Source organism: Rhizobium ruizarguesonis, assembly GCF_012349115.1.
GTDB classification, from domain to species: Bacteria; Pseudomonadota; Alphaproteobacteria; order Rhizobiales; family Rhizobiaceae; genus Rhizobium; species Rhizobium ruizarguesonis.
This window is the reverse complement of sequence record NZ_PQIG01000066.1, coordinates 51,478-74,189: the sequence shown is the minus strand read 5'-3', so window position 1 is coordinate 74,189 and position 22,712 is coordinate 51,478. Positions and strand designations below refer to the sequence as shown.

General features: G+C 61.0%; 19 protein-coding genes. 11 read left to right on the top strand and 8 right to left on the bottom strand.

The features are described from left to right. Positions 1–26 precede the first annotated feature (26 nt). Together C3Y91_RS09025 and C3Y91_RS09020 are read right to left on the bottom strand one after the other, a co-directional pair. Complete coding sequence (locus tag C3Y91_RS09025) at positions 27–1,382, bottom strand: extracellular solute-binding protein (RefSeq protein WP_024319341.1); 1,356 nt, start codon at positions 1,380–1,382, stop codon at positions 27–29. Positions 1,383–1,740: 358 nt separating this feature from the next. Then, positions 1,741–2,952 (bottom strand): ROK family transcriptional regulator, encoded by a 1,212-nt coding sequence (locus tag C3Y91_RS09020; protein ID WP_018073660.1) that lies wholly within the window; start codon positions 2,950–2,952, stop codon positions 1,741–1,743. Positions 2,953–3,174: 222 nt separating this feature from the next. Here C3Y91_RS09020 and C3Y91_RS09015 point away from each other — a divergent pair, with 222 nt between their 5' ends. The 6 genes from C3Y91_RS09015 to C3Y91_RS08990 all read left to right on the top strand — a co-directional run bounded on the left by C3Y91_RS09015 (position 3,175) and on the right by C3Y91_RS08990 (position 9,236). Next, entirely contained in the window at positions 3,175–4,413 is a 1,239-nt protein-coding gene (locus C3Y91_RS09015; protein ID WP_018073659.1) for an extracellular solute-binding protein, read from the top strand. A 74-nt stretch (positions 4,414–4,487) separates the two neighbouring features. Further along, entirely contained in the window at positions 4,488–5,372 is an 885-nt protein-coding gene (locus C3Y91_RS09010; protein WP_075225452.1) for a carbohydrate ABC transporter permease, read from the top strand. Beyond that, on the top strand, positions 5,372–6,217 hold the full coding sequence (locus C3Y91_RS09005; RefSeq protein WP_018073657.1) for a carbohydrate ABC transporter permease: 846 nt from the start codon (positions 5,372–5,374) through the stop codon (positions 6,215–6,217). The genes C3Y91_RS09010 and C3Y91_RS09005 overlap by 1 nt, the downstream gene beginning before the upstream one ends. Next, entirely contained in the window at positions 6,214–7,236 is a 1,023-nt protein-coding gene (locus C3Y91_RS09000; protein ID WP_018073656.1) for an SIS domain-containing protein, read from the top strand. The genes C3Y91_RS09005 and C3Y91_RS09000 overlap by 4 nt, the downstream gene beginning before the upstream one ends. Then, entirely contained in the window at positions 7,237–8,166 is a 930-nt protein-coding gene (locus C3Y91_RS08995; RefSeq protein WP_018073655.1) for a PfkB family carbohydrate kinase, read from the top strand. Beyond that, positions 8,163–9,236 carry an ABC transporter ATP-binding protein gene (locus tag C3Y91_RS08990; protein WP_018073654.1) on the top strand — a complete coding sequence of 358 codons (1,074 nt, stop codon included), beginning with the start codon at positions 8,163–8,165 and terminating at the stop codon, positions 9,234–9,236. The genes C3Y91_RS08995 and C3Y91_RS08990 overlap by 4 nt, the downstream gene beginning before the upstream one ends. Positions 9,237–9,367: 131 nt before the next feature. Here C3Y91_RS08990 and C3Y91_RS08985 read toward each other — a convergent pair whose 3' ends face one another. From C3Y91_RS08985 to C3Y91_RS08965, 5 genes are all read right to left on the bottom strand, one after another. Then, positions 9,368–10,195 carry a glycoside hydrolase family 16 protein gene (locus C3Y91_RS08985; protein WP_026171025.1) on the bottom strand — a complete coding sequence of 276 codons (828 nt, stop codon included), beginning with the start codon at positions 10,193–10,195 and terminating at the stop codon, positions 9,368–9,370. 50 nt (positions 10,196–10,245) lie between these two features. Continuing rightward, entirely contained in the window at positions 10,246–11,727 is a 1,482-nt protein-coding gene (locus C3Y91_RS08980) for a lipopolysaccharide biosynthesis protein (protein ID WP_168575262.1), read from the bottom strand. Positions 11,728–11,806: 79 nt separating this feature from the next. After that, positions 11,807–13,051: a glycosyltransferase family 4 protein gene (locus tag C3Y91_RS08975; RefSeq protein WP_018073651.1), complete on the bottom strand. Its 1,245-nt coding sequence runs from the start codon at positions 13,049–13,051 to the stop codon at positions 11,807–11,809. Then, entirely contained in the window at positions 13,048–14,394 is a 1,347-nt protein-coding gene (locus C3Y91_RS08970; protein ID WP_164567792.1) for a glycosyltransferase family 4 protein, read from the bottom strand. Before C3Y91_RS08970 ends, C3Y91_RS08975 begins: the two co-directional genes overlap by 4 nt. Next, positions 14,394–15,131 carry a Crp/Fnr family transcriptional regulator gene (locus C3Y91_RS08965; RefSeq protein WP_026171024.1) on the bottom strand — a complete coding sequence of 246 codons (738 nt, stop codon included), beginning with the start codon at positions 15,129–15,131 and terminating at the stop codon, positions 14,394–14,396. The genes C3Y91_RS08970 and C3Y91_RS08965 overlap by 1 nt, the downstream gene beginning before the upstream one ends. Before the next feature lie 473 nt (positions 15,132–15,604). Between C3Y91_RS08965 and C3Y91_RS08960 the strand changes: the two genes are divergently transcribed. The 5 genes from C3Y91_RS08960 (at position 15,605) to C3Y91_RS08940 (ending at position 22,188) form a co-directional block, all read left to right on the top strand. Further along, positions 15,605–16,306 (top strand): sugar transferase, encoded by a 702-nt coding sequence (locus C3Y91_RS08960; RefSeq protein WP_018073648.1) that lies wholly within the window; start codon positions 15,605–15,607, stop codon positions 16,304–16,306. Between the two features lie 116 nt (positions 16,307–16,422). Next, complete coding sequence (locus tag C3Y91_RS08955; protein WP_130763745.1) at positions 16,423–18,183, top strand: GumC family protein; 1,761 nt, start codon at positions 16,423–16,425, stop codon at positions 18,181–18,183. Next, on the top strand, positions 18,180–19,202 hold the full coding sequence (locus tag C3Y91_RS08950) for a glycosyltransferase family 2 protein (protein WP_174826987.1): 1,023 nt from the start codon (positions 18,180–18,182) through the stop codon (positions 19,200–19,202). The genes C3Y91_RS08955 and C3Y91_RS08950 overlap by 4 nt, the downstream gene beginning before the upstream one ends. 5 nt (positions 19,203–19,207) lie before the next feature. Then, entirely contained in the window at positions 19,208–20,593 is a 1,386-nt protein-coding gene (locus C3Y91_RS08945) for a polysaccharide biosynthesis/export family protein (RefSeq protein ID WP_168575261.1), read from the top strand. Between the two features lie 125 nt (positions 20,594–20,718). Further along, on the top strand, positions 20,719–22,188 hold the full coding sequence (locus C3Y91_RS08940; protein WP_168575260.1) for a hypothetical protein: 1,470 nt from the start codon (positions 20,719–20,721) through the stop codon (positions 22,186–22,188). A gap of 188 nt (positions 22,189–22,376) precedes the next feature. Here C3Y91_RS08940 and C3Y91_RS08935 read toward each other — a convergent pair whose 3' ends face one another. Beyond that, positions 22,377–22,676 (bottom strand): hypothetical protein, encoded by a 300-nt coding sequence (locus C3Y91_RS08935; protein WP_168575259.1) that lies wholly within the window; start codon positions 22,674–22,676, stop codon positions 22,377–22,379. Positions 22,677–22,712 lie beyond the last annotated feature (36 nt).

Below are 22,712 nucleotides of genomic sequence, written 5' to 3'. Positions count from 1 at the left end.
GGCCGGGTGCGGCTCATATCAAGCGATCAGGGGAGCTGAACGTTCTTATAGGTCTGCTGGAACCGACGCAGAAGCGTATTGCCGCGTTCAGCAGCGCTGTCGAGCGAAGCCTGGATATCGGCATTGTTGACGAAGATTGCCTGCAGACCATTGGCGATTTCGGTGCGGACCTGCAGCAGGCCACCGAGGCGGATGCCCTGCGGAGCAGCATCGCCAGCAGGCGATGCGGTCAGGCTCTGAATGGCGAGTTCGCGGCCGGCATAAGGAGCCTTGTCGTAGAAGCCCTGCTTCTTCAGATATTCGAAGCCGGAGTTACGAACCGGGATGTAGCCGGTAACGGTCGACCAGGTAAGAGCTTCTTCCGGCTTTGCGATGAAGTTGAAGAAGGCAGCGGCAGCTTTGTATTCAGCGTCGGAATGACCCTTCAGAACCCAGAGCGAAGCGCCGCCAACGTAAGAGCTGTGCCGGGTTGCGTCGCCGTAGGTCGGGAGCATGGCAACGTCCCAGTTCATGCCTTGCTTGGCGGTGCGGCCAACATTGCCGTGGTCGCCGACCGAGGTCAGGATGACCTGGCAATCGCCAGCGGCAAAAGCTTCGACGAAGGTCTGGCCGACAGCCTTGTTCTTGATGATCGCAAGCTTGTTGTCGTACCAGGACTTGAGATCCTTGACGTAGCTGACGAGAAGCGGGTTCTTGTTGAACACCAGCTCGGCGTCGAGACCTTCAAAACCGTTCTTCTTCGTGGCGATGGCTTCGCCGTTTACGGCTTCGAACTGCTCGATGTACTGCCAGACTTCGTTGTTGGATATGTCAAAGCCGAGCGGGCAAGCATAGCCTGCATCCTTCAGAGCCTTGAGGTCCTCGCCTGCTTCCTTCCAGGTCGCCGGAGCATGATCCTTGCCGATCTTGGCGAAGGCGTCCTTGTTCCAGTAGAGAAGAGCGGTCGAGGAGTTGAAGGGGAAGGAGTACATCTCGCCCTTCGATGTCGCGTAGTAGCCGGAGATACCGGAGAAGTAGTCCTTCCAGTCGACGGTGTAGCCCATGTCGGTCATCAGCTTGTTGGCCGGGTAGTAGGCGCCGGAGAGCATGATGTCGAGGGTGCCGGCGTCGGAGACCTGGGCGATGGTCGGCTGCTTGCCGGCGCGGAAGGCAGCAATGGTGTTCTGCAGGGACGCGTCGTAGCTGCCCTGGCTGGTGCAGACGACTTCGTAGTCGGCCTGCGACTGGTTGAAGCGATCGCACTGCTCCTGGACACGCTTTGCGATGTCACCGGAATTGCCGAACCAGAAGTCAATCTTGGTCTTATCGGCGGCGGCAGCGGGACCAGCAAGAAACGCTGTAGCGAGAAGGGCGCCAACGGCGCCGAGAAGCTTGGCTTGCATGAGAACCTCGAACGTAAAAGGGACGCGCACTTTCAGCGCACGCCCTATTAGCTGGTTCAAATTGCCGCGGCCAATGAATATTACATGACATGAAATTATCTAAATACAGTTGTCATAAAACCTTCACACAACCATTATTCGCAAATCTCAGGGAAATATTTAGAGAAAATTCAAAGCTTGCTTCAGCATATTGCCAAAAAATTACAGCTATATTCGAAACAATGGAATTTTAGGGGATATTTAATATTTATTTATATTGCAACAGAGTGCCTTTATTCGGCTACTCCGCCGCAACGAAACTTGTAAAAACGCTGGCATTTTCGCCATTGCACTGGTGTGCAACCTCAGGGTTTAGGCCTCAGGATTGAAGGGAATCCTTGAGGATCGCCGCAAAACGCGGATCGAATGCACGGCTGATCGGTCCGGCGGCAGCGCCAAGCGCCACCGACCAGGGATCGGCCATGCCGGGCTGCAGGCGCGGCAGCGTCCGGCCACGACGTTCGGCGATCGAGGGCAGCAACGGCCCGATTGCCGCAATCAACTTGTTCACCAGCGCTTCCGGCGCGCTGCCGCAGAGGATCACCGTCTGTGGATCGAACAGTGTCTCGATGAGATGGATGCTCCAGCGCAGGTCCACTGCCGCTGCTTCGACCCAGGCGTGGATGCTTTGATCGCCTCTCAAGGCAAGATCGTTGATATGTGCGTGCAGATGAGGATCGGCGGGATCGACCGATAGATGCTGATAAAGCGAGGCGAGCGAAGCTCGATGTTCGAGCGGCGTCGATTTGCCGTCGGCAAATAACAGCGCCATGCCGATCTCGCCGGCATTACCGTTGGTGCCGCGGTAAAGCTCGCCGTTCAGAATGAGGCCGGCGCCAATGCCATAACCGACGAAGAGGCAGACGGCATGATCGAGGCCATGGGCGGCTCCCACCATGCGCTCGGCGGTCGCCGCCGCCGCCGCATCGTTCTGCAGGCCGACATCGAGCCCGGTGCCGGCGGTCAGCGTTTCCAACAACGGAAATTTCTGCCAGGCCTCCATCATCCACGGATCGTCGCCGCTGCCGGCGACCCCGAAGGGCCCTGGCATGGCGGCGCCGAGACCGACAAGCCGTTTTTCCGACTGCTGGACGATCCCTGCAAGCTTTGACCGCACACCGGCAACGAGATCGAGGACGACCTTCGTCCCGTTCGACGGACCGCCTGGTGGGAGGCCTGCCTCATCACGCACGAGAACGCTACCGACGAGATTGACGGCGACCGCTCGCGTCACATGTCGGTCGATCTGCAAGCCGATCGCAAAGGCGCCTTCGGGCACCAGGCCGTAGGGTGTCGACGGCTGGCCCCTGCCCCTCCTCACCGCCTCCTGCGAACTGACGAGACCGTCGCGCTCGAGCTCTTCGATGATATTGGACACCGTCTGTTTGGTCAGCCGCGTCGCCCGTGCCAGATCGGCGCGTGAAAGCGCACCGTTGATCCTCAGGGCATCGATCATCACACGCCGGTTATGCGCGCTAGTGCCTTCGTGATTGGTGCCGCTTTTGGCCCGGATCGGGCGGCTGTCATTCATGTGCAATTCCCTCTTGACTCCAATAGAATGTTGAAGAAGTAATAAGTCAAGACACTTGACTTAATGAGGAACCGGAGAGTTCCAGGGAACGCAGGAGCCCGCAAGGCGCTCCGACGACGCTCCGAGACGACGAACCGGCACGTTTTCGCGCGTGCCTTCTCGAACACCGATGGCGGAGGACCGCCCTCGGCAATGCGTAAATGTCAAAAACTGGAGGCTGCAATGCTGAAATCCTTTAACAAGACGCTTCTGGGTGCGGCCTTGATCGGCGCATCCCTTGCGCCGCACGCTTTCGCCGAAACGACGCTGAACGCGCTTTTCATGGCGCAGGCCGCCTATAGCGAGGCCGACGTGCGCGCCATGACCGACGCCTTCGCCAAGGCGAACCCCGACATCAAGGTCAATCTCGAATTCGTCCCCTATGAAGGCCTGCACGACAAGACGGTGCTGGCGCAAGGTTCCGGCGGCGGCTACGACGTCGTCCTCTTCGACGTCATCTGGCCGGCCGAATACGCCACCAACAAGGTGCTGGTCGATGTCTCCTCTCGCGTCACCGACGACATGAAGAAGGGCGTGCTGCCGGGTGCCTGGACCACCGTGCAATATGACGGCAAATATTACGGCATGCCGTGGATCCTCGACACCAAATATCTGTTCTACAACAAGGAAATCCTCGAAAAGGCCGGCATCAAGGCTCCGCCCAAGACCTGGGACGAACTGACCGAACAGGCAAAGACGATCAAGGACAAGGGCTTGCTTGCCACGCCGATCGCCTGGAGCTGGTCACAGGCCGAAGCCGCGATCTGCGACTACACCACGCTCGTCAGCGCCTATGGCGGCGATTTCCTGAAGGATGGCAAGCCGGCCTTCCAGACCGGCGGCGGCCTCGATGCCCTGAAGTACATGGTCTCCAGCTATTCCTCCGGCCTGACCAATCCGAATTCCAAGGAATTCCTGGAAGAGGACGTCCGCAAGGTCTTCGAAAACGGCGATGCCGCCTTCGCGCTGAACTGGACCTACATGTACAACATGGCCAACGATCCGAAAGACAGCAAGGTCGCGGGCAAGGTCGGCGTCGTGCCGGCGCCGGGTGTTGCCGGTAAGAGTGAGGCTTCGGCCGTCAACGGTTCGATGGGCCTCGGCATCACCTCGGCCAGCAAGCATCCTGATGAGGCCTGGAAATACATCACCTTCATGACCTCGCAGGCGACGCAGAATGCCTATGCCAAGCTCAGCCTGCCGATCTGGGCGTCCTCCTATGAGGACCCAGCCGTCACCAAGGGCCAGGAAGAGCTGATCTCCGCCGCCAAGATCGGCCTGGCCGCGATGTATCCGCGTCCGACGACGCCGAAATATCAGGAGCTCTCGACCGCGCTGCAGCAGGCGATCCAGGAATCGCTGCTCGGCCAGTCCTCTCCCGAGGACGCGCTGAAGTCGGCCGCAGACAATAGCGGCCTCTGATTGAGCCATGAAAACCCGGGCGGCGCCTGCCGTCGCCCGGTCTCCAAAACCTGTAATGAAGAAGGGTCGCCTTGATGTCGGGCACTTGGCTGACAACCCGCGCGTGGCTTTTGATGCTGCCGCTTCTCGTGGTCATGATATCAGTCATCGGCTGGCCTCTGATCGATACCGTCGGCCTCTCCTTCACCGATGCCAAGCTCGTCGGCACGGAAGGAAACTTCGTCGGCATCGACAATTACGCGAAGATGATCTCAGGCTCGAATTTCCAGCGCACGCTGATTACCACTGCATGGTTCGCGATCGTCTCGGTCGCCGCCGAAATGGTGATCGGCGTGCTTGCCGCCCTGCTGCTGAACCAGCAGTTTCACGGCCGCACTGCGCTTCGCGCCCTGATGATCCTGCCCTGGGCGCTGCCGACCGTCGTCAACGCCACGCTCTGGCGGCTGATTTACAATCCGGAATACGGCGCACTGAACGCCGCGCTGACCCAACTCGGCCTGTTGGAGGCCTACCGCTCCTGGCTCGGCGAACCGGGCACCGCGCTGGCGGCCCTCATCGTCGCCGACTGCTGGAAGAATTTCCCCCTGGTGGCGCTGATTGCGCTCGCAGCACTCCAGGCCGTGCCGCGCGACATCACCGCCGCCTCGCTGGTCGACGGCGCCGGCGCTTTCGCCCGCTTCCGCTTCGTCATTCTGCCCTATCTCGCCGGTCCGCTGATGGTGGCGCTGGTGCTGCGCACGATCGAGGCCTTCAAGGTGTTCGACATCATCTGGGTCATGACCCGCGGCGGCCCGGCCAACAGCACGCGCACACTGTCGATCCTGGTCTATCAGGAAGCTTTCTCCTTCCAGCGGGCAGGCTCCGGCGCCTCGCTGGCATTGATCGTCACGCTGCTGGTAACGCTGCTTGCTGCCGGCTACGCCGCTCTGGTGCGCAAGACGGCGGGGAGTGCGGCCTGATGGAACGCCAGAGCCCGCTCTTTTCCGCCTTCATCCACCTCTGCGCATTGCTGCTTGCCGCCGTCATCCTGGCGCCGATCCTGTGGTTGTTCATCATGAGCATCTCGCCGGCCGCCGACCTTGCGGCAAAGCCGCTGCGCTGGTGGCCGCAGACGGCGGATTTCTCTCGCTACGGCGTGCTGCTCTCGACGCTCGAAAACAGCGCCGGCGACGCCTTCACCTCGTCGCTGCGAAACAGCATCGAAGTGGCGGGCATGGCGACGATCGCCGCCATTGCACTCGCCATTCCGGCCGGCTGGGCTGTGTCGCGCACGCCTTCGGTCGGCTGGTCGCTGTCGATGGTGATCGCCACCTACATGCTGCCGCCGGTGGCGCTTGCCGTGCCGCTCTATATGGGCCTCTCCTATCTAGGATTGCTGAACAACGTCTTCGGCCTCGCCCTCGTCTATCTCACCATCCTTGCGCCTTTCACCACCTGGCTGATGAAATCGGGTTTCGATTCCATCCCGCGCGAGATCGAATCCGCCGCGATGATCGACGGTGCCGGCCTGTTCCAGACGCTGCGGATCATCACGCTGCCGCTGGCAGCCCCCGTGGTCGCGACGTCAAGCCTCTTTGCCTTCCTGCTTGCCTGGGATGAATTCTTCTATGCGCTGCTCTTCACCTCGGACCAGCGCGCCAAGACGCTGACCGTCGCCATTGCCGATCTCGCCGGCGGCCGCGTTTCCGATTACGGACTGATTGCGACGGCAGGCGTGCTCGCCGCCCTGCCCCCGGTGCTGATCGGTCTTGTCATGCAACGCGCCCTGATTTCGGGGCTCACCAGCGGCGGCGTCAAGGGATGATCATGACAGCAGAAAGAACCCGGCCGGCCGGGCTTGCCGCGATCGATCGCGAAATGGCACGCCAGCATGCCGATGCGATCGCCTCCTATGAAGCGGCCCAGCCAATGGCGGCAAGGGCTGCCGCCTCGCTGAAAAAGACCGGCAAGCTGCTGCTCATCGGCATGGGCGGCTCGCATGCCGTCAACCGCGCCGTCGAGCCGCTCTACCGGGCCCTCGGCATCGATGCCGTCGCCCTGCCGCTGTCCGAGCAGCTTGGCCAGCCGCTGCCGATCGCCGGCAGAACGATCTTCGTCACCTCGCAATCCGGCGAAAGCGCCGAGGTCGTGCGCTGGTTCGACGAGACCGGCGGCACGGAAGAGACCTTCGGCCTGACGCTCGAAGGCGGCTCCTTCCTGGCAAGAACCGCCCCGTCGCTGGTCGGCGCCGGCGGCACCGAGCTAGCCTTCGCCGCGACCCGCAGCCTGACGGTGACCTTCGCCCTGCATCTGGCTATCCTCGCCGGCCTCGGCGAAAATCCCGACGCCGCACTTGCCGCCCTCAAGGCACCGGAAGACCGTGACATCACCGCCGCCCTCTCGGCACTCGAAAACGTCGCGACCGTCGTCACCTCAGGCCGCCGGCTGCAGGGTGTTGCCGAGGCGCTCGCGCTCGGATTGACCGAGCTGTCGCGCCGTCCCTGCTTCTCGCTTGAAGGCGGCCAGCTGCGCCACGGACCGATGGAGATGCTGGGATCGGAGATCGGCGTCGTGCTCTTCCGCGGCTTGGACGAGACGGCCGGCCTGGTAACGGCGATGGCGACATCCGCCGTCGAGACCGGCGCCCCGGTCATCCTGTTCGACGCCTCGCGCGAAGCGCCGGTCGCCGGCGCGGTGACGATCCGCTTTGCGCCTGCAACCGGTCTTGCCGCGATCTTCGCCATGCTGCCGGTCGCCCAGCGGCTGATGATCGCCTTTGCCGATGCCCGCGTGGTGAATGCCGGAACGCCGGTCCGCTCCACCAAGATCACCCGGAGCGAATGAATGCAGCCGCTTGCAGTCATCGGCAACGTCAACATCGACCTGATCCTTGGACCGGCCGCCCCCTGGCCGAAGGCAGGGACGGAAATCATCGTCGATCATGACGAGTTGCGGGTCGGCGGAGCCGCCGGCAACAGCGCGCTCGCCTGGCAGGCACTCGGCGTCGAATTCGAGATCGCCGCCAATATCGGCAGCGACCAGTTCGGCCGCTGGCTGAGCGAAGCCTTCGGCCACCGTTCCGACAAGTGGCCGGTACGTCCGGAGAAAACGACGCTCTCCGTCGGCATCACCCATCCGGACGGCGAGCGCACCTTCTTCACCACAAAAGGCCACCTGCCGCGCTTCAGCCTGGCAGATGTCTTCGCGGTCATCGAGGGTGCAAGGCTGCAGGGCGGCTACGCCCTTCTCTGCGGCTCGTTCCTGACCGACGACCTGACAGCAGATTATGGCGCCTTCTTCGACTGGGCCGACAGCCATGGCATCACCGTCGCGCTTGATACCGGCTGGCCGCTCGACGGCTGGACAGACGAGAATTGCGCGGCGACACGTGCCTGGCTCTCCCGCAGCGGTATCGCGCTGCTGAACGAGGTCGAATCGACGACGCTTGCCGGCATCGCCGATCCGATCGAGGCGGCCCGTCACATCAGGTCGCATATGCCGGAGGGTGCAATCATCGTCGTCAAGCGCGGCCCGGACGGCGCTCTCGCGATCGGGCCGGACGGCCTGTTGGTTTCGGTGGCGGCACCCGTTGTCGAGGTCGTCGATACGATCGGCGCCGGCGATGTCTTCAACGCCGCTTTCCTCGCCGCACTCGCAAGCGATGAGCCGCTGATGTCCTGCCTGGAGGCGGGAACCGCAGTCGCCTCGCGCGCCATCTCCACCCTTCCCCGCAACTACGGCGGCCCGTCATCTCCTGAGGAGCCTGTGCGATGAGCGCGCTCGAAATTCAGAACATCCGCAAGACCTATGGCGACGTCGAGACGCTGAAAGGCATCGACGTCTCATTGGAAAGCGGCGAGTTCCTGGTGCTGCTCGGTTCCTCCGGCTGCGGCAAGTCCACCCTGCTGAACATCATCGCCGGCCTTGCCGAGGCAACGAGCGGCGATGTCAGGATCGGCGGCCGCTCGGTGCTTAGCGTGCATCCGAAGGACCGCGATATCGCCATGGTCTTTCAATCCTACGCGCTCTATCCCAATCTGACGGTGCACCGGAACATCGGCTTCGGCCTGGAAATGCGCAAGGTGCCGGCGCCGGAGCGCGACAGGGCCGTGCATGATGCCGCAAAGCTCCTGCAGATCGAAAGCCTCCTCGACCGCAAGCCGAGCCAGCTTTCCGGCGGCCAGCGCCAGCGCGTCGCGATCGGCCGTGCGCTGGTGCGCAAGCCGGAGGTATTCCTCTTCGACGAGCCGCTCTCCAACCTTGATGCCAAGCTGCGCATGGAGATGCGCACCGAGATCAAGCGGCTGCACCAGATGCTGAAGACGACAGTCGTCTATGTCACCCATGACCAGATCGAGGCGATGACGCTTGCAAGCCGCATCGCCGTCATGCGCGACGGCCGCATCGAGCAGCTGGGCCCGCCGGAGGAGATCTACAACCATCCGGCAACGCTCTATGTCGCGACCTTCGTCGGCGCGCCGCCGATGAACCTGCTGAAGGCGACGGCGCGCGACGGTCGCCTGGCGCTTTCAGGCTCGGATGCGATCCTGCCCCTGCCCGCCCGTTTCCGCGAAGCGGCCGGCAATGGCTGCGACCTTATCCTCGGCATCCGTCCCGAGGCGCTTCGCACGGACGGCGCCGGCCCGTCGATCGAGGCAACCCTTGAGGTCGCAGAGCTGACCGGCCCGGAACTCGTCGTCACCGCCCTTGCCGGAAATCAGCGCCTGATGGCCTGTCTGCCGCCACGCACGCCGATCCGCGACAACGAAAAGCTCACTCTCTTTTTCGACGAGGAGGCAATGCATCTCTTCGACCCGGAAACAGGTCTCAGCTGCGGCCGCTAGAGCATGTCGCGCAAAAGTGTGCAGCGGTTTTGCGACAACGACATGCGTAAAAACAAGGACCTAAAGCGCGAGGAGCGAATCTGAAAGATCGCGACGCGCTTTAGCGACCGAACGGTTATCCCGTCAGTTGTTCAATTCGCTGCGTCAGTCGGCTTCCGCTGGTAGACGTGAATATAGTCGACGAGCAGGATGGAAGGATTCGGCGTTTCATCGATCGGCCAACCCGAGCCGAGTGCCAGGTTCACCAGCGGATAGAACGGCATGTGGAACTCCTTCGGCGTATCGAAGCTCCAGATGAACTGACGGTCGAGGTAGAAGCTCGTCTTGTCAGCTTGGATATCGACGCCGTAGGTGTGGTATTCGCTGTTCAAAATTCCGTCCTGGACGGTTTGCCAATGGCCGCCGGTCGTGTTCTGGCCGCCCTGGCTCTGACGCCAGATATGAAAGCCCATGCTGAATTCGTAGGGCGCGCGTCCATAATATTCCAGGACGTCGATCTCGGCGGTGTATTTCGACCGGTCAAGCCCGATGAGCCAGAAGGCCGGCCAGACACCCTTGCCCGGCGGCAGCTTCATCCGTGCTTCGAAGTAACCAAATTGCTGCGAGAATCCTTCGCCTTTCGGGTTCACCGACGACAACAGGCCCGAGCGCCAGGTTCCATCGGCCTCCTTGCGCGCTTCGATCTTCAGAACTCCCTGATCGGTGGTAAACGGAAAGCCCGGCGCCGGATCTGTGAACCGGGCGTCACCGAAATCGCCGTTCCAGGGTGTATGCGCGATCCAGCGGGAGCTTCTCTCCCCCCAGGCCGAGACGTCCAGACTATCGAAGCTCTCCTCGAACGTTAGCTGGTACGCATTGATATTGAGTGGTTGCTGAGCCACGCTGGGCTGGCCGGGCAACGCCCCCAGACCGAGAACGATGAGCAAACCCAGAGCCTTAGAAGATATCCCGTAACGCATCCTGCTCCTCCGAAAACGCCAAACCAATCGTTGGACTACACTTGTCTCGATCAAAAGGTGAGAACCCCGTTTCGTCGCGGCATGAGCCTTTGGACGACGATGGTCTCGATGCCGTCGGGCCTTCCCAGAATCTGCCATAGCAGCAGCGCAAAGGCCCAGAAGATCGTGACTGCCGCTCCGCCGCAAAGCGCCAGGCTGACGACAAGGTTGAGGCCGACAGGCATGACGGCGAGCATCGGCGCCATCCACAGCAGGAAAGCGATCATCGGCAAGCTCGCGGCCAGAGGCCGTAAAAAGGCGTGCAACTGAGCGGCAAACGTCGCGCCGATCAGCCGCCGCGTGATGATGAGCGATGCGGCATAGGCGACAAGCACCGCCACGATCCGCGCGCCCAATGCTCCTCCCACCTGAAAATAGACAATGCCCAAGACGGTGACCGGAACCCTGACGGCAAACTCGGCAAACATCCGGAGAGCGAGATAACGGGTTTTGTTCAGGACCATGGCCAACGGCGGCATCATATTCGTCGGAAGACCGAGCAGACTGACGATGCACAGCCATTGCAGAATCGGCGCGGCGGATGCCCATTTCTCGCCAACGATGATCCGTACGGCCGGCTCGGCAAGAAGCGCGAGCGTGATGAGGATGGGCGCGGCCACGAAGGTGATCGCGTTCGTCGCCTTCAGATAGGCAGTGATCAGATTACGACGGTCATCGACGGTCGAGAATGCCGCCATCAGCGGGCGCAACAATGGCCCGACGAAGGTCTGGTATGGAATACCGGCAATATTGTCGGCGACGCTGAAGGCGCCGAACGTCGACAAGCCGGTAAAGCGTGGCAAAAGCAGCCGGTCCAGTTGCCAGTTGATCGAACTCAGCACCTGCGAGACGGTGTTCCAGCTGATCATGTCCTGAAAGTGCTTCCACTCGGAAAGGCTGAATCTCGGTCGCATCGGTGCAAAGACATAGGAGGTGATCGCCGCAGCGGTCGGGCCTGCAACCGCGCCGATCGCCAGTCCCCAATAGCTGCCGGTCGCGACCGCCACCCCGACACCGAACAGCAGTGTGGAACCCTTGGTGATGAGATCGAGTGCGAACTCGCGTTTGAAATCGAACCGCTGCATGAACAGAACCATGCGTGGGCTGATCACACTGCGCATCGCAGGCGCAATCGAGAGCACGGCGACAAGCGAGAAAAGCCGGGAATCGTCATAGATCAAAGCCATCGGCCAGGAAATGATCATCATCAGTATGCTGATGGCCACGCCTCGAAGCAGGCTGAGGGTAAGGGCCGTGGCAAACATATCGTCCGAAGGCGACGGCTGGCGCATCAGGGCCTGCGTCAGCGGCAGGTCCAGGATTGTCTCGACGATGACCAGAACCGAGGTCGCGATGGCGACAAGGCCGAAATCCGCTGGGCTCAAAAGCCGTGCGAGGATCAGGAGGCTGACGAAATCGAGCAGTCGCGCCAGGAATTTTCCGCCGATGGTCCAGATACTCGCCGTCGCCGTCTTCTGAGATACGCTTGACATGATCTATCTTCTATTCCTCGTCGACGGATTGAGACGGTTTCGGTCGCAGCGGCAAGACAGGCAGCTCCGCCCTTTCCCGTCAGCCCGGCCGTCTTCTGAAGACCTCGGCGGATCGGTCGCCATGGGTGGACAGTTGTTGTTCGATCAGGCTGGACAGACGGTCGCGGAACACGGCGGAAGAGAATTTCAGCGAGTGCGCGCGGATGGCATGCGGATCGATATCGTCCTCCACCTCTTCGAACGCCGCCATCGTTTCCAACAGAGCTTCCGTGGTCTGCTGCCCGAAGCGAAAACCGACCTGCGGCGAGGAAACGGTTTCTCTGGCGCCGCCGGCGTCGAAAGCCAGGACCGGCCGCCCCGATGCCATGGCTTCCACCGGAAGGATGCCGAAATCCTCCGTGCCCGGAAACAACAGGGCGCGGCATCGCGACAGGTGGTCGCGCAGAACGTTGAAGGGCTGATGGCCGAGGAACTCAACGGTCGGTCCGGCGATCGACTTCAGATAAGCCAATTGTTCTCCCTCGCCGATCACGACCAGCTTCCGCCCGGCCTCGGTGCAGGCGCGAACGGCAATATCCGGCCGCTTGTAAGTGGTCAGCTGCCCCGCATAGAGATAGAATTCACCTTTTCCTTTCCCGACCGCAAAATCGTCCGTCGCAACGGGCGGATGGATGACGATGGATTCCCGGTCGTAGAAACGGCGGATGCGGCTTGCGACATAATCGGAATTGGCGACGAACACATCGACTCGCGAGGACGTCGTCACGTCCCAGGCGCGCAACATGGGCGCGGTGATCGACATCAAGGCGCGCCCAACCCAGGGCAGGCCATGACGGTAGACATGGAACTGATCCCAGATGTAGCGCATCGGCGAGTGGCAGTAACAGACATGCAGCGCGTCGGCGCGCGTGATGATGCCCTTGGCGGGTCCGGATTCACTCGACAGCACGAGATCGTAGTCCTGCAGATCGAACTGCTCGAGCGCGAAGGGCATCAGCGGCAGCATCTTGGTATAATGCCGTTGCGCGCCGGGGATCTTCTGCAGGAAGGACGTGCGGATGTTCCGCGTCTTCAGAAAATCGCTGATGCGATCCCGGTTGCAGACGAGGGTGAAGATGTCGGCCTGCGGAAACATGCGGCACAGCTCTTCGACGACTTTCTCGCCGCCGCGCATCGAAACGAGCCAATAATGCACGATGGCGACACGAAGCTGCTTTGTGTCGCTCGCGCCTCCGGCTTCGGCGACACGTCTTTTCGCCATGACAGGCGCATCGCCGAGAAATGCCCTCGCGTCGGGAAGAGAGGTTGTTGCTTTAAGAGTCAACTCAATACTCCTTGTATCACCACACCGTCTGTCAGCTCGGGAACCGCATTCGTCGAAATCAGGCTCTGGTATTCGGCAAGAAGCGCGTCGCGCCATTCCTCGTGTGTCGAGGCGAGATCCGGCGACAGCCGGAAAGCCCGCTCGCTCATGGCGCGGACCTCATCTCTCGGCATTTGGCTGAATCTCGTCAAAGTATCGGCAAAGGCGCTTTCGTCAGCCGTATCGCAGGCAAGCGCCATGCCGGCTCTTTGCATTTCCTCGGCGAGAAAGGCGCTGCGCGACATGATGACCGGCAGACCGCTCCTGGCCGCTTCGATAGCGACGAGACCGAACGGCTCGGGATAGCGCGACGGCATCAACAGTGCGCGCGCCTTGCGGATGATCGGGCCGATCTCCGCATGCGACTGCCAGCCGACGGCCCTGACGTCATCTCCCGAAGCTGCGACCAGCGGCATCAGCGGCCCGTCCCCGATCACGCAGAGCCGGACGCCGGCTTTGCGCGTGGCGGCCACGGCGTCTTCTATGCCCTTCTCCTCATCCAGCCTCCCGATGAAGACGAACTCGTCGTTGGCCTCCGCCTCGATGCGTTTGATGGATAGCGGAGCGACGGGATTGCGGATCGTCGTCAGGCGTTCGGGCCGATATCCGGCGCCGACGAGAAAGCCAGCCATCTTCTCGTGCAGCAGGATGATCCGGCCGAAATCGGCCTGATCCTTCAGCAGCCGCAGGATATTGGAGCCGCGGGCGACCCGCCACAATTTGTGCGAATAACTTCTCTTGTCGCAAGCCGTCGCAATGCAGCTTCCGCCGAGCGGGCGCCGAAGGCAGATCTCCTGCGCCTGATAGTCGAAGAAGGCGCCGTTGGGGCAGGCGGTAAAGAAATCATGCGCGTGAACCACGCATCGTCCGGCGACCGGCGCCAGTGCTCTGAAAATCGCCGGAGACAGGATCTGGTGCCAGCCATGGACATGGTAGACGGTATTGCCGGTGTCGTTTGCGGCAATCCAGTTCGCGACCATACGGACGGCGGCGCCATTGTGAATGCCGGTCACGAAAGCCTTCGCACGCTCGGCGCTGAGCAGGTCGCGGCTGTTCAGACCGACCATCGAAACCCCGAGCGCGACAAGCTCCACGTTGGCGGCGTCATCCCCGCAAATATAGGTCACGGGGATGTCGAGCCCCCGAAAAAGCTTGGCGGACAGCACCGCCAGCGCCGTCGCGCCGCCTCTGGCCACCGAGTAGTCGTCGATGATGACCACGCGATCGATCTTTGTCGTGCCTGGGCCGGGAAAGCGGCCGACGCTTGCTGCGGATCGGAGAGCCTCGGGAAGCGATGGGCGCATCACTTCACCGAAACCGCGCCATTGGCACAGGCCTCCAGCGCCTTGCGGTTGAGAATGCGGATCTTGCCCTGCCCCCCGTCGATGATCTTGCTTTCCCGCAGGCGCCGCAGGCATTGATTAACCTTCTCACGGGACGCCGGCAGCGTCGCGGCCAGATCATTTTGCGAGATGATTAGTTCGTCGCCGCTATTTGCCGCATCTTTTCCATAAACAGCGGAGAGCCGCAGCAGCGTGCTGGCCAGCCTCGACTGCAGGCTCGACGCCGCATTGGCAATGATCCGGAGTTCAAGCTCTGAAATACGCGCCAGCGCCCTGGAGAAAACCTTTTCGCGAAAGCAGGGGTCGCTGGCGTACATGTCGCGCAGCAGCCGGCCTTCGAAGAAATGCAGTTCGCAGTTGGAACCGGCGCGGTATTCGAGACTCAACGTCTGCCTGCGCAGAACCTCGAGCTCGCCGATGAGGCCGGATTTCGGAATGATCTCGACGATGAATTCCCTGCCGTCGGGCAGCATCGTGCTGGCGCTGACCACCCCCGAATGGACGCGCGCGAAGGTATCGACGAGGACGCCGGCCCCGGCGATGACTTCGCCGCGCCGGAATCGCCGGACGCTCGACCGGCAGGAAAGAAATTCGTCGTCGATGACGATGCGGCTGTTGAGATGAATGCTGCCGTTAGCCGATATCGCCGGCTTGCCGATGCCGGCCCTGCGATCTGATGTGTGTGTCGCCCCATCCATGCGCATAACTCCGAGTACTCGAATAACCATAGAAAATGCTGCACTGCATCATTTATATTGTCTTAATATGAGAGTCAAACAACATCACCGAAATTTGACGTAAAGATAAAGCATCTATTTAGATTCAAAACAAAATATACATCATGAACTGAATTCAAAATCTCAATGAAGCCAAAAAACCGCCTTGTGATCGAATATGACTGCCTATTAAAACGGCTTACTGAATTAAAAAAAGCAATAATCGAAATGATGATATCAAAACTGATAAATAAGTATCAGCAGATAATCGCTCCGAATTAGGTTAGATTGTCGTTTGAAATGAAAAGAAGGCCATCAAGATGTAATCCAAATTCTCTATTGCCCGTTAGTAGCATAAAGAATTTATTAAGGATTATGACCTTGGTAACAGACAACCAGAGTGCGGCGCAGCAAACTTTGAACGGTTCTTAATCGGAATATTTTGGAGACCACCGATGACATGGGAAGCACATAGTTTCGAGGCCTGGTCGCGTGTCGGACGGTCCGCGAAAGGCGGCGATCTCCATTCGTCCCGGCCTCGTGCGGCAGGCAGATCGTCGAAGCGCGCGATAGACCTTCTCATCGCAATCACGGCGCTGATCCTGCTTTCCCCGCTTCTGTTGATCGTCGCAATAATCGTGAAGATGAGCGACCGCGGCCCGGTCTTCTATTCCCATACGCGTATCGGCGTCGGTGGAGCGCCGTTCGGGTGCCTCAAGTTTCGCACGATGAAGACCGATGCGAGTGCTCAGCTTGCCGAATTGCTGCAAAACAACCCGGCTGCGCGAAGCGAATGGGAAGAGACACGCAAGCTGAAGGACGATCCGAGGGTCACAGCCGTCGGCGAGATCCTGAGGCGGTCCAGCATCGACGAGCTCCCCCAGCTGATCAACATCGTGCGTGGCGACATGAGTCTTGTCGGCCCCCGGCCGATCACGGCCGAGGAATTGCCGCGCTACGGCGAGCATATTTGGGCCTACATGGCCGTCCGTCCGGGCCTGACCGGTCACTGGCAGACCAGCGGGCGCAACGATGTCAGTTATGAGTACCGGGTTTCCCTCGACGTTCACTATCTCGACAATTGGTCGCTCGGCCGGGACTTCGTCATCATTGCCAAGACCATTCCCGCTCTGTTTTCGCAGCGCGGCTCGTACTGAGCATTCAAGGGGAAGCTGCCGACCATGCTTGAAATCGGAAGACACGCTGCCCCCGTCCCCTCCAAGCTGCCACTCCCTGGTTACTCCGTGATCTCGCCATTTTGGATTAGGACGACATGACCTCAAGCACGATCTTCAGCGGTGTTTCTCCGATATCTCTGCCTGCCGCAGCCACTGGCGGAAATTCGCCGCTGACCTTGCGAGATATGCTCTTCTTTCTCAGGATGCGCTGGCGGTGGATTGTGGCGACGACGTTCGTTTTCCTCGCAATGGCAGGGATCTATGTGCTGACCGCCGAGCCGACTTTCGTTGCCAGCACGCAACTTGTGATCTTCCCGCAGGTGAGCGGCACCGAAGCACAAAGGTCTTTCGCCGAAGACGCATTCATAGAGGGACAGCTGGAGATCGCCAGATCCAGCGATGTCATCGGCGAAACGGTAAGGGCACTTGGTCTCGATACCGATCCTGACTTTGTCGATCAGGCGCCTTCGCTGCAAGATAGGGCAAAGAACTGGTTGATGGGGATTTCTTCTGAATCGGATACGGAATCGCAGGAAGCAGTAGGCACAGGGCCGCGCCAAGCACAGCCGCAGGCCGAGGACGAGCGGATCCAGGATCGGGCGATCGCTACGCTGCTGAGCATGATAGGAATACGCCGGGTCGGGAGTTCGACGATCATCGAGATCTCGGCTGCTGCGTCGACCCCTCAGAGGGCCGTCGACATCGCCGATATGCTCGCCAGGCAATATATCCAGAAGAATATCGCGATGAAGGCCAGTGCTTCCCGGCAATACAGCGAATGGCTGGCAAGATTCGTAAGCGAGCAGCAGCGTGGACTGGCCGAAGCTGCCAGCGCCCTGGCCAGCTTCACGAGCAACCCGCGCGATCAGTTCAAGCTAGCGGAGCTGCAGAGTGCAACGGACGCCCGCCGCACCCTCTACGAAAACACCTTGAACCAGTTGACGGAAGCCCGGCAGCGCATCACCTACCCGGTGTCCGATGCCACGATCGTCTCGCAGGCCACACTGCCTCTTTCGAAGGCTAGACCACGCAGCGCGCTCATCATCGCCTTTGCGTCGGCGGTTGGTCTTGGCGTCGGCCTGGCACTCGCCATGATCAGGCACGCCGGCGATCGCCGGATCATCCGCCCTCATCAGATCGCGGAAGCCGGTGGACTGCCCTTTGTCACTTTGCTGGCGACATCGAGGCGGATCCGCAATGGTCATCCTGCACGTTTCCTCGCCGCCGGTACTGGCAGCAGCAGCACAGCCGCCTATCCTGTCATACCAGGCATGGCGGAACTGAGCGCGACGGTCGTCGGTCTTCGGCGCAAACGCCGGGTCGTCATTGGAATCGTCGCCGTCAATCCCGGCGGCGGGGCGTCGACCATAGCATGCGAACTTGCGGCGCTGTCCTCGATATCAGGCGCTCACACGCTGCTGATCGATGCAGCCGCACAGAAATCGTCGCTCAGCAAATCGATTGCCCCCCATAGTTCCACAGGCCTCGTCGAAGTTCTCGAAAATGGCGAACTGATCCAGACGGCGGCATTGGCCCTCACCCCGACGCTGAAATTCCTTCCCCTCGGCAAGGTCGAAGCGGTGACGCCAGCCATACGCCTCAGTTCCCGCCGCACGCAGTTGAGTTTCGCCGACCTGAAAAAGGAGTTCGACGCCATATTCGTCGACATTTCCGCATTCTCCGCGTCGCCGGATGCCAATGCGATCGCGCCGGAACTGGACGGTGTCCTCGTGGTCACGTCGCACGGGCGCACCTCGATCGACGACACCATGCGCGTCATCGACACCCTGCGGAATGTCGGCGCGGAGATCCTCGGCGCGATCATCAATCATGCACCGAAAAGAATAGAGTCATGACCTCACCTTCGGCAGAAGCAACCAGGCAGGACAGCGCGATCGGACCGGCGCCTGTTCCTTGCGGCGCTGAAGCCATGGCGGGGTACGCGAGCCGCCCATTGCGAATGGCCGTGGGGATCGCTTCGGCCGGCCGCCCCTCGATACTGCGGGAGACGGTGGATTATCTCACGGCCCTGCAGGATCAGGCCAAGCGGCTGATCGTCTGCGTGCCCGTGATCGACGACGCAGCCGGGCTCGCCGACCGCCGCGACGTGGAAGTCATCGTCGGCAGCTGCGGCCTGACCTCTCAGCGCAACAGGATCATCCAGGCGGCCGCCGCCGATACGGATGTTCTGATCTTCCTGGATGACGACTTCATTCCCGCCGCGACCTTCCTGTCGCGGATGGCGGCTGTCTTTGCGGCAAACCCCGACGTGGCGATCGCCACCGGTGAAGTTCTGGCCGATGGCATCCTCGACGGCGGCCTCAGCATGTCAAACGCCCTGCAGGTTCTTGAAACTGCGGCCGAAGGAGCCGAGCAGGTGACGGATGTCTATAACGCCTACGGATGCAACATGGCGGTTCGCCTTTCACCCATTCTCGAGCACGCGCTGGCCTTTGATGAACAATTGCCGCTCTACGGCTGGCTCGAGGATGTCGATTTCAGCCGGTCCATCGCCCGCTATGGCAGGTCGGTACGTGTCGAAGGTGCCCGCGGGGTGCATCTCGGCGTCAGGTCCGGGCGCCAACCCGGCCGAAGACTCGGCTATTCGCAGGTTGCCAATCCTGTCTACCTGATCCGGAAGGGCACGATGTCGAAGGGCCGTGCCGTTGCACAGATCGGCCGTAACATCCTGGCGAATACGCGCGGCCTATTGTTCAATGATCGCTTGATCGACCGTTGGGGACGTTTGAACGGCAATTTGCTGGCCCTGTCCGATCTTCTTGTCGGTCGCGCCTCTCCGTCCCGCATTCTCGAATTCGGCAATCCCTCGCCGCGCGAGATGCCTTCGCCGCCGATCGCAACGAAACGGAGATAGCAGACATGCAGCGCACATCCTTGTCCGATCGCCTCATCTACGCCGCCCTTGCCTTGCTGGTATCTTCCTGCCTGACCGGCTGGAGCGTCGCTCATGCGGAAAACTATACCCTCGTGCCGGAAGATCAGGTGCGACTGCGTGTCGTCGAATGGCGATCTTCGGATGCCCGGTATGCCAGCTGGGAGGCACTCGGCGGGACATATACAGTCGATGATACCGGCAATCTGGCGATCCCGATCGCTGGCCAGGTGCAGGCGATCGGCAAGACGACGGAACAGGTTTCCGATGCGATCGCCACTGCGCTCTCCGAAAAGGCCGAACTGCCGGGAAAACCGTTCATCGCGGTGGAGATCGCTCAACATGCACCGATCTTCGTAACCGGAACCGTGCAGACCCCTGGGCGCTATGCTTTTGAGGCCGATATGACGGTCATGAAGGCTGTCAGCATCGCTGGCGGCTTCCTTCGGGAGCGCGAGGAAAATACCGTCTTCGAGCGCGACCGGATCCAGGCCGCCGGCGCCTATCGAACCGCCATTCTCAACCGGCGCGATCTTCTGATGCGCCAGGCGCGGTTGCGCGCCGAGATTGCCGGCGAACAGAGTTTCGAGATCCCTGCCGAGCTCGCCGGAACGCCCGATGTCGACAAGCTGAAGGCGCAGGAATTGAACCTGATGCGGCTGCGACGTGTCGATATCGAAAGCCAGATCGAAGCGGCAAGCGACCTCAGCCGTCTCTACGGCCAGCAGGTCCAGTCTCTCGAGGCCAAGATCAATTCGCAAAAACGGCAGATCGACCTGGCGCAGAAGGAACTGGACAATGTCAACAGCCTGGTGAGCAAGGGCCTGGTCAGCAATTCCCGTCAGGTCTCGGTCGACCGCGGGGTCGCGGATGCGCAAGGTACCCTGATCGATCTCGAAGTCGCCCTGACCACGGCTCGCCAAGGGCTCAGCGAAGCCGACCGTTCGAAGATCAATATCGTCAACCGGCAGAACAGCGAAAACCAGGAACTGCTGAACCAGGTCAATCTGGCGATCGGCAGGGCGGCGATCGATATCCAGGTGGCCCAGCTTCTGGGCGAGCAGGCTGGCTACAGCGCCCAGCTCGCCCAGATGAATACGGAAACGCCGGGTCTTGGCAGAGCGCAGAAGAACTACAGGATCGTGCGTCGCAACGAAGACGGCACTTATCGCAACATCGAGGCGGACGAGACGACCACCTTGCGGCCGCATGATGTCGTCGAAATCGGCATCGACACCGACCTTCAGACGCCGTCGCCTCCGCTGCAGCTGCAGTCCGCACCGCAGCAGCAAAGCTCGACCGTCCCGCTGTCGAATGTGGCAGGCGATAATCAAGCGGCTGCCGGCTGGATATCCCAGACGGGATCGAATTAGGGGGCGGTTGTGAGCATCGACGACAGCTGGCGGCTTCCGCCTCAAGCATCGCGCCGAAAGGCGGATGCCGGTCTTCGGCAAAACCGATGCCTCCGCCGCTCGCCGTCCGGATCGGGATCTGAAGCATGTCGATAGAACCGATCGGTTTCATCGTTCTGCTGCTCGGCCTGCTCGGCATGGTCAACGGCGCGCGTTTTGCGGTCGCGACCCTTTGCCTGTCGACGCTGCTGGGGGCCGCAGCGGCTCTCCAATTGCCCGCGCTCGGCGGCAGCAGCATCCAGCCGAGCCATCTTCTGGTGCTTTTTCTCGTGGCCGCCGCCCTGCTGCGCCCGGCTCAAACACAGGCCATGCTGACCAGCCTCGCCTATCCGGGTCCCGGTTTCTGGTTTGCCGCCTACATCCTGTTTTCTGTGGCATCGTCTTTCTTTTTGCCCCGCATTTTTGCAGGCGCGACCCTGGTCTACTCCTCTGCACGAGACGCCACGGGCATGATGTCGACGGTGGCCGCTCCCTTGTCGCCGGGTTCGTCTAATCTCAGCCAGTCCGTCTATCTGCTCGGCGACCTCGCCTGCTTTGCCGTCATCTCGGGGCTTGCCAGGCTCGGCTATGCCCGTTTTATCGCACTGCAGTTGATCGTCGCCTCGATCGCATGTTTTGCCCTGGCGTTGATCGATATCGGAACGTTCCTGACTGACCAGTCCTACCTGCTCGATGTCATCAGAAATGCGAATTATACGATGCATACGGCCGAGACGATCAGTGGCTTCAAACGCATCGTCGGTTCGTTCCCCGAAGCAAGCACTTATGGCGCGGTCGCATTGGCCTATTTTTCCTTCACGCTCATGCTTTGGCTGGAGCGCGTCAAAAGCCGCATGGCGGGACTTGCAACGCTTTTCATCGGCCCGACGATCGTCCTTTGCACATCGACAACCGCCTATATCGCCGGCATCTTCATTGTCTGCATGTTCGTGCTGTATTGCTTGAAACGACTGATCGGCGGCCCGGCCACGACCCCGCACGTGACACTCCTGGTGATCACGCTGTTCTTGATTCCCTGCGCCATCGTCGCGCTCAGCCTTGTCCCCGATGCGTGGGATTCCATCGCCGGCCTGGTGAACACCACCTTGTCGGACAAGCTTCAATCGCAATCCGGCGAAGAGCGCACTGCCTGGAACACGCTGGCACTGATTGCATTCGTCGATACTGCGACCTTCGGCGCCGGGCTCGGCACGGTTCGAGCCTCGAGTTTCATCGCTGCATTGCTCTCCAATGTCGGATTGACCGGCACTCTTCTCTTCGCCGCCTTCCTGTACAGCCTTGTGAGAGCCTCCGGCCGGCATAGGTCAGGCGATCGGGAGATGCACGCGATCGGAAACGCGGCGGTGATGGCATCCATCGCCCAGGTCGCCTCGGCGGCGATATCGGGAAGCGGCACCGATCTCGGTTTGCTGTTCAGCACCACGGCCGGCCTGGCGGCCGGCTGCCTGGCGGCAACCAATACCTCGCCATGCCGCGCGACCCGATCGCTTGCCAACCGGACTCCACTGGAGACATCGACATCTCTGATGAGAGCGCCGATGTTCTCAACACGATGACGCCCGCTGTGGAGCTCCGCCATGGCGTAGCATGGCAATCTCATCAAGCCGTTGGCGCGCCGGCACGGGGCCGAAGCCGGCCGGCCACACCGCATCTTTCAAGAATCGCCTGTAAAAACAACCTGGCCAACGAACGCCGTCCCGCAAGGCCATCCGCAGAGGGCTATGCGGCGGATTCTATGTCGATATTAGCCTTGCGGGCGCTCACGGGTGGTCGCGACACTATCTGCAGCGGAATTGTTTTCCCGCAGCCTGGCACTGCGTCGCAAAAACCCCGAGAGGAACACGCCCGCCAGATAGCCGATTTCCATAAGCGAGAGAATGGCGACACCAAAGAGGATTGCCGCAATCACCGAAGACCCGTCGGCGAAAGCCACACTGCCGAAGCCGATTGCCACGAGAAATGCAAAAATTGCGAAAGCCCAGGCGCGGATGGAAGCCCCGGCAGCGATCGAAATGACGGCTACCACAAGTATGGTGATCAACATGACAATCCCCCTCCCCTCCGCATTCCACCAAACGTC

Coding starts and splice junctions, on each gene's coding strand:
- C3Y91_RS09015 (WP_018073659.1), top strand. CDS start 3,175: ATGCTGAAATCCTTTAACAAGACGCTTCTGGGTGCGGCCTTGATCGGC.
- C3Y91_RS08995 (WP_018073655.1), top strand. CDS start 7,237: ATGCAGCCGCTTGCAGTCATCGGCAACGTCAACATCGACCTGATCCTT.
- C3Y91_RS08935 (WP_168575259.1), bottom strand. CDS start 22,676: ATGTTGATCACCATACTTGTGGTAGCCGTCATTTCGATCGCTGCCGGG.
- C3Y91_RS09010 (WP_075225452.1), top strand. CDS start 4,488: ATGTCGGGCACTTGGCTGACAACCCGCGCGTGGCTTTTGATGCTGCCG.
- C3Y91_RS09020 (WP_018073660.1), bottom strand. CDS start 2,952: ATGAATGACAGCCGCCCGATCCGGGCCAAAAGCGGCACCAATCACGAA.
- C3Y91_RS08940 (WP_168575260.1), top strand. CDS start 20,719: ATGTCGATAGAACCGATCGGTTTCATCGTTCTGCTGCTCGGCCTGCTC.
- C3Y91_RS08950 (WP_174826987.1), top strand. CDS start 18,180: ATGACCTCACCTTCGGCAGAAGCAACCAGGCAGGACAGCGCGATCGGA.
- C3Y91_RS08990 (WP_018073654.1), top strand. CDS start 8,163: ATGAGCGCGCTCGAAATTCAGAACATCCGCAAGACCTATGGCGACGTC.
- C3Y91_RS08965 (WP_026171024.1), bottom strand. CDS start 15,131: ATGGATGGGGCGACACACACATCAGATCGCAGGGCCGGCATCGGCAAG.
- C3Y91_RS08945 (WP_168575261.1), top strand. CDS start 19,208: ATGCAGCGCACATCCTTGTCCGATCGCCTCATCTACGCCGCCCTTGCC.
- C3Y91_RS08980 (WP_168575262.1), bottom strand. CDS start 11,727: ATGTCAAGCGTATCTCAGAAGACGGCGACGGCGAGTATCTGGACCATC.
- C3Y91_RS08960 (WP_018073648.1), top strand. CDS start 15,605: ATGACATGGGAAGCACATAGTTTCGAGGCCTGGTCGCGTGTCGGACGG.
- C3Y91_RS09000 (WP_018073656.1), top strand. CDS start 6,214: ATGATCATGACAGCAGAAAGAACCCGGCCGGCCGGGCTTGCCGCGATC.
- C3Y91_RS08970 (WP_164567792.1), bottom strand. CDS start 14,394: ATGCGCCCATCGCTTCCCGAGGCTCTCCGATCCGCAGCAAGCGTCGGC.
- C3Y91_RS09005 (WP_018073657.1), top strand. CDS start 5,372: ATGGAACGCCAGAGCCCGCTCTTTTCCGCCTTCATCCACCTCTGCGCA.
- C3Y91_RS08985 (WP_026171025.1), bottom strand. CDS start 10,195: ATGCGTTACGGGATATCTTCTAAGGCTCTGGGTTTGCTCATCGTTCTC.
- C3Y91_RS09025 (WP_024319341.1), bottom strand. CDS start 1,382: ATGCAAGCCAAGCTTCTCGGCGCCGTTGGCGCCCTTCTCGCTACAGCG.
- C3Y91_RS08955 (WP_130763745.1), top strand. CDS start 16,423: ATGACCTCAAGCACGATCTTCAGCGGTGTTTCTCCGATATCTCTGCCT.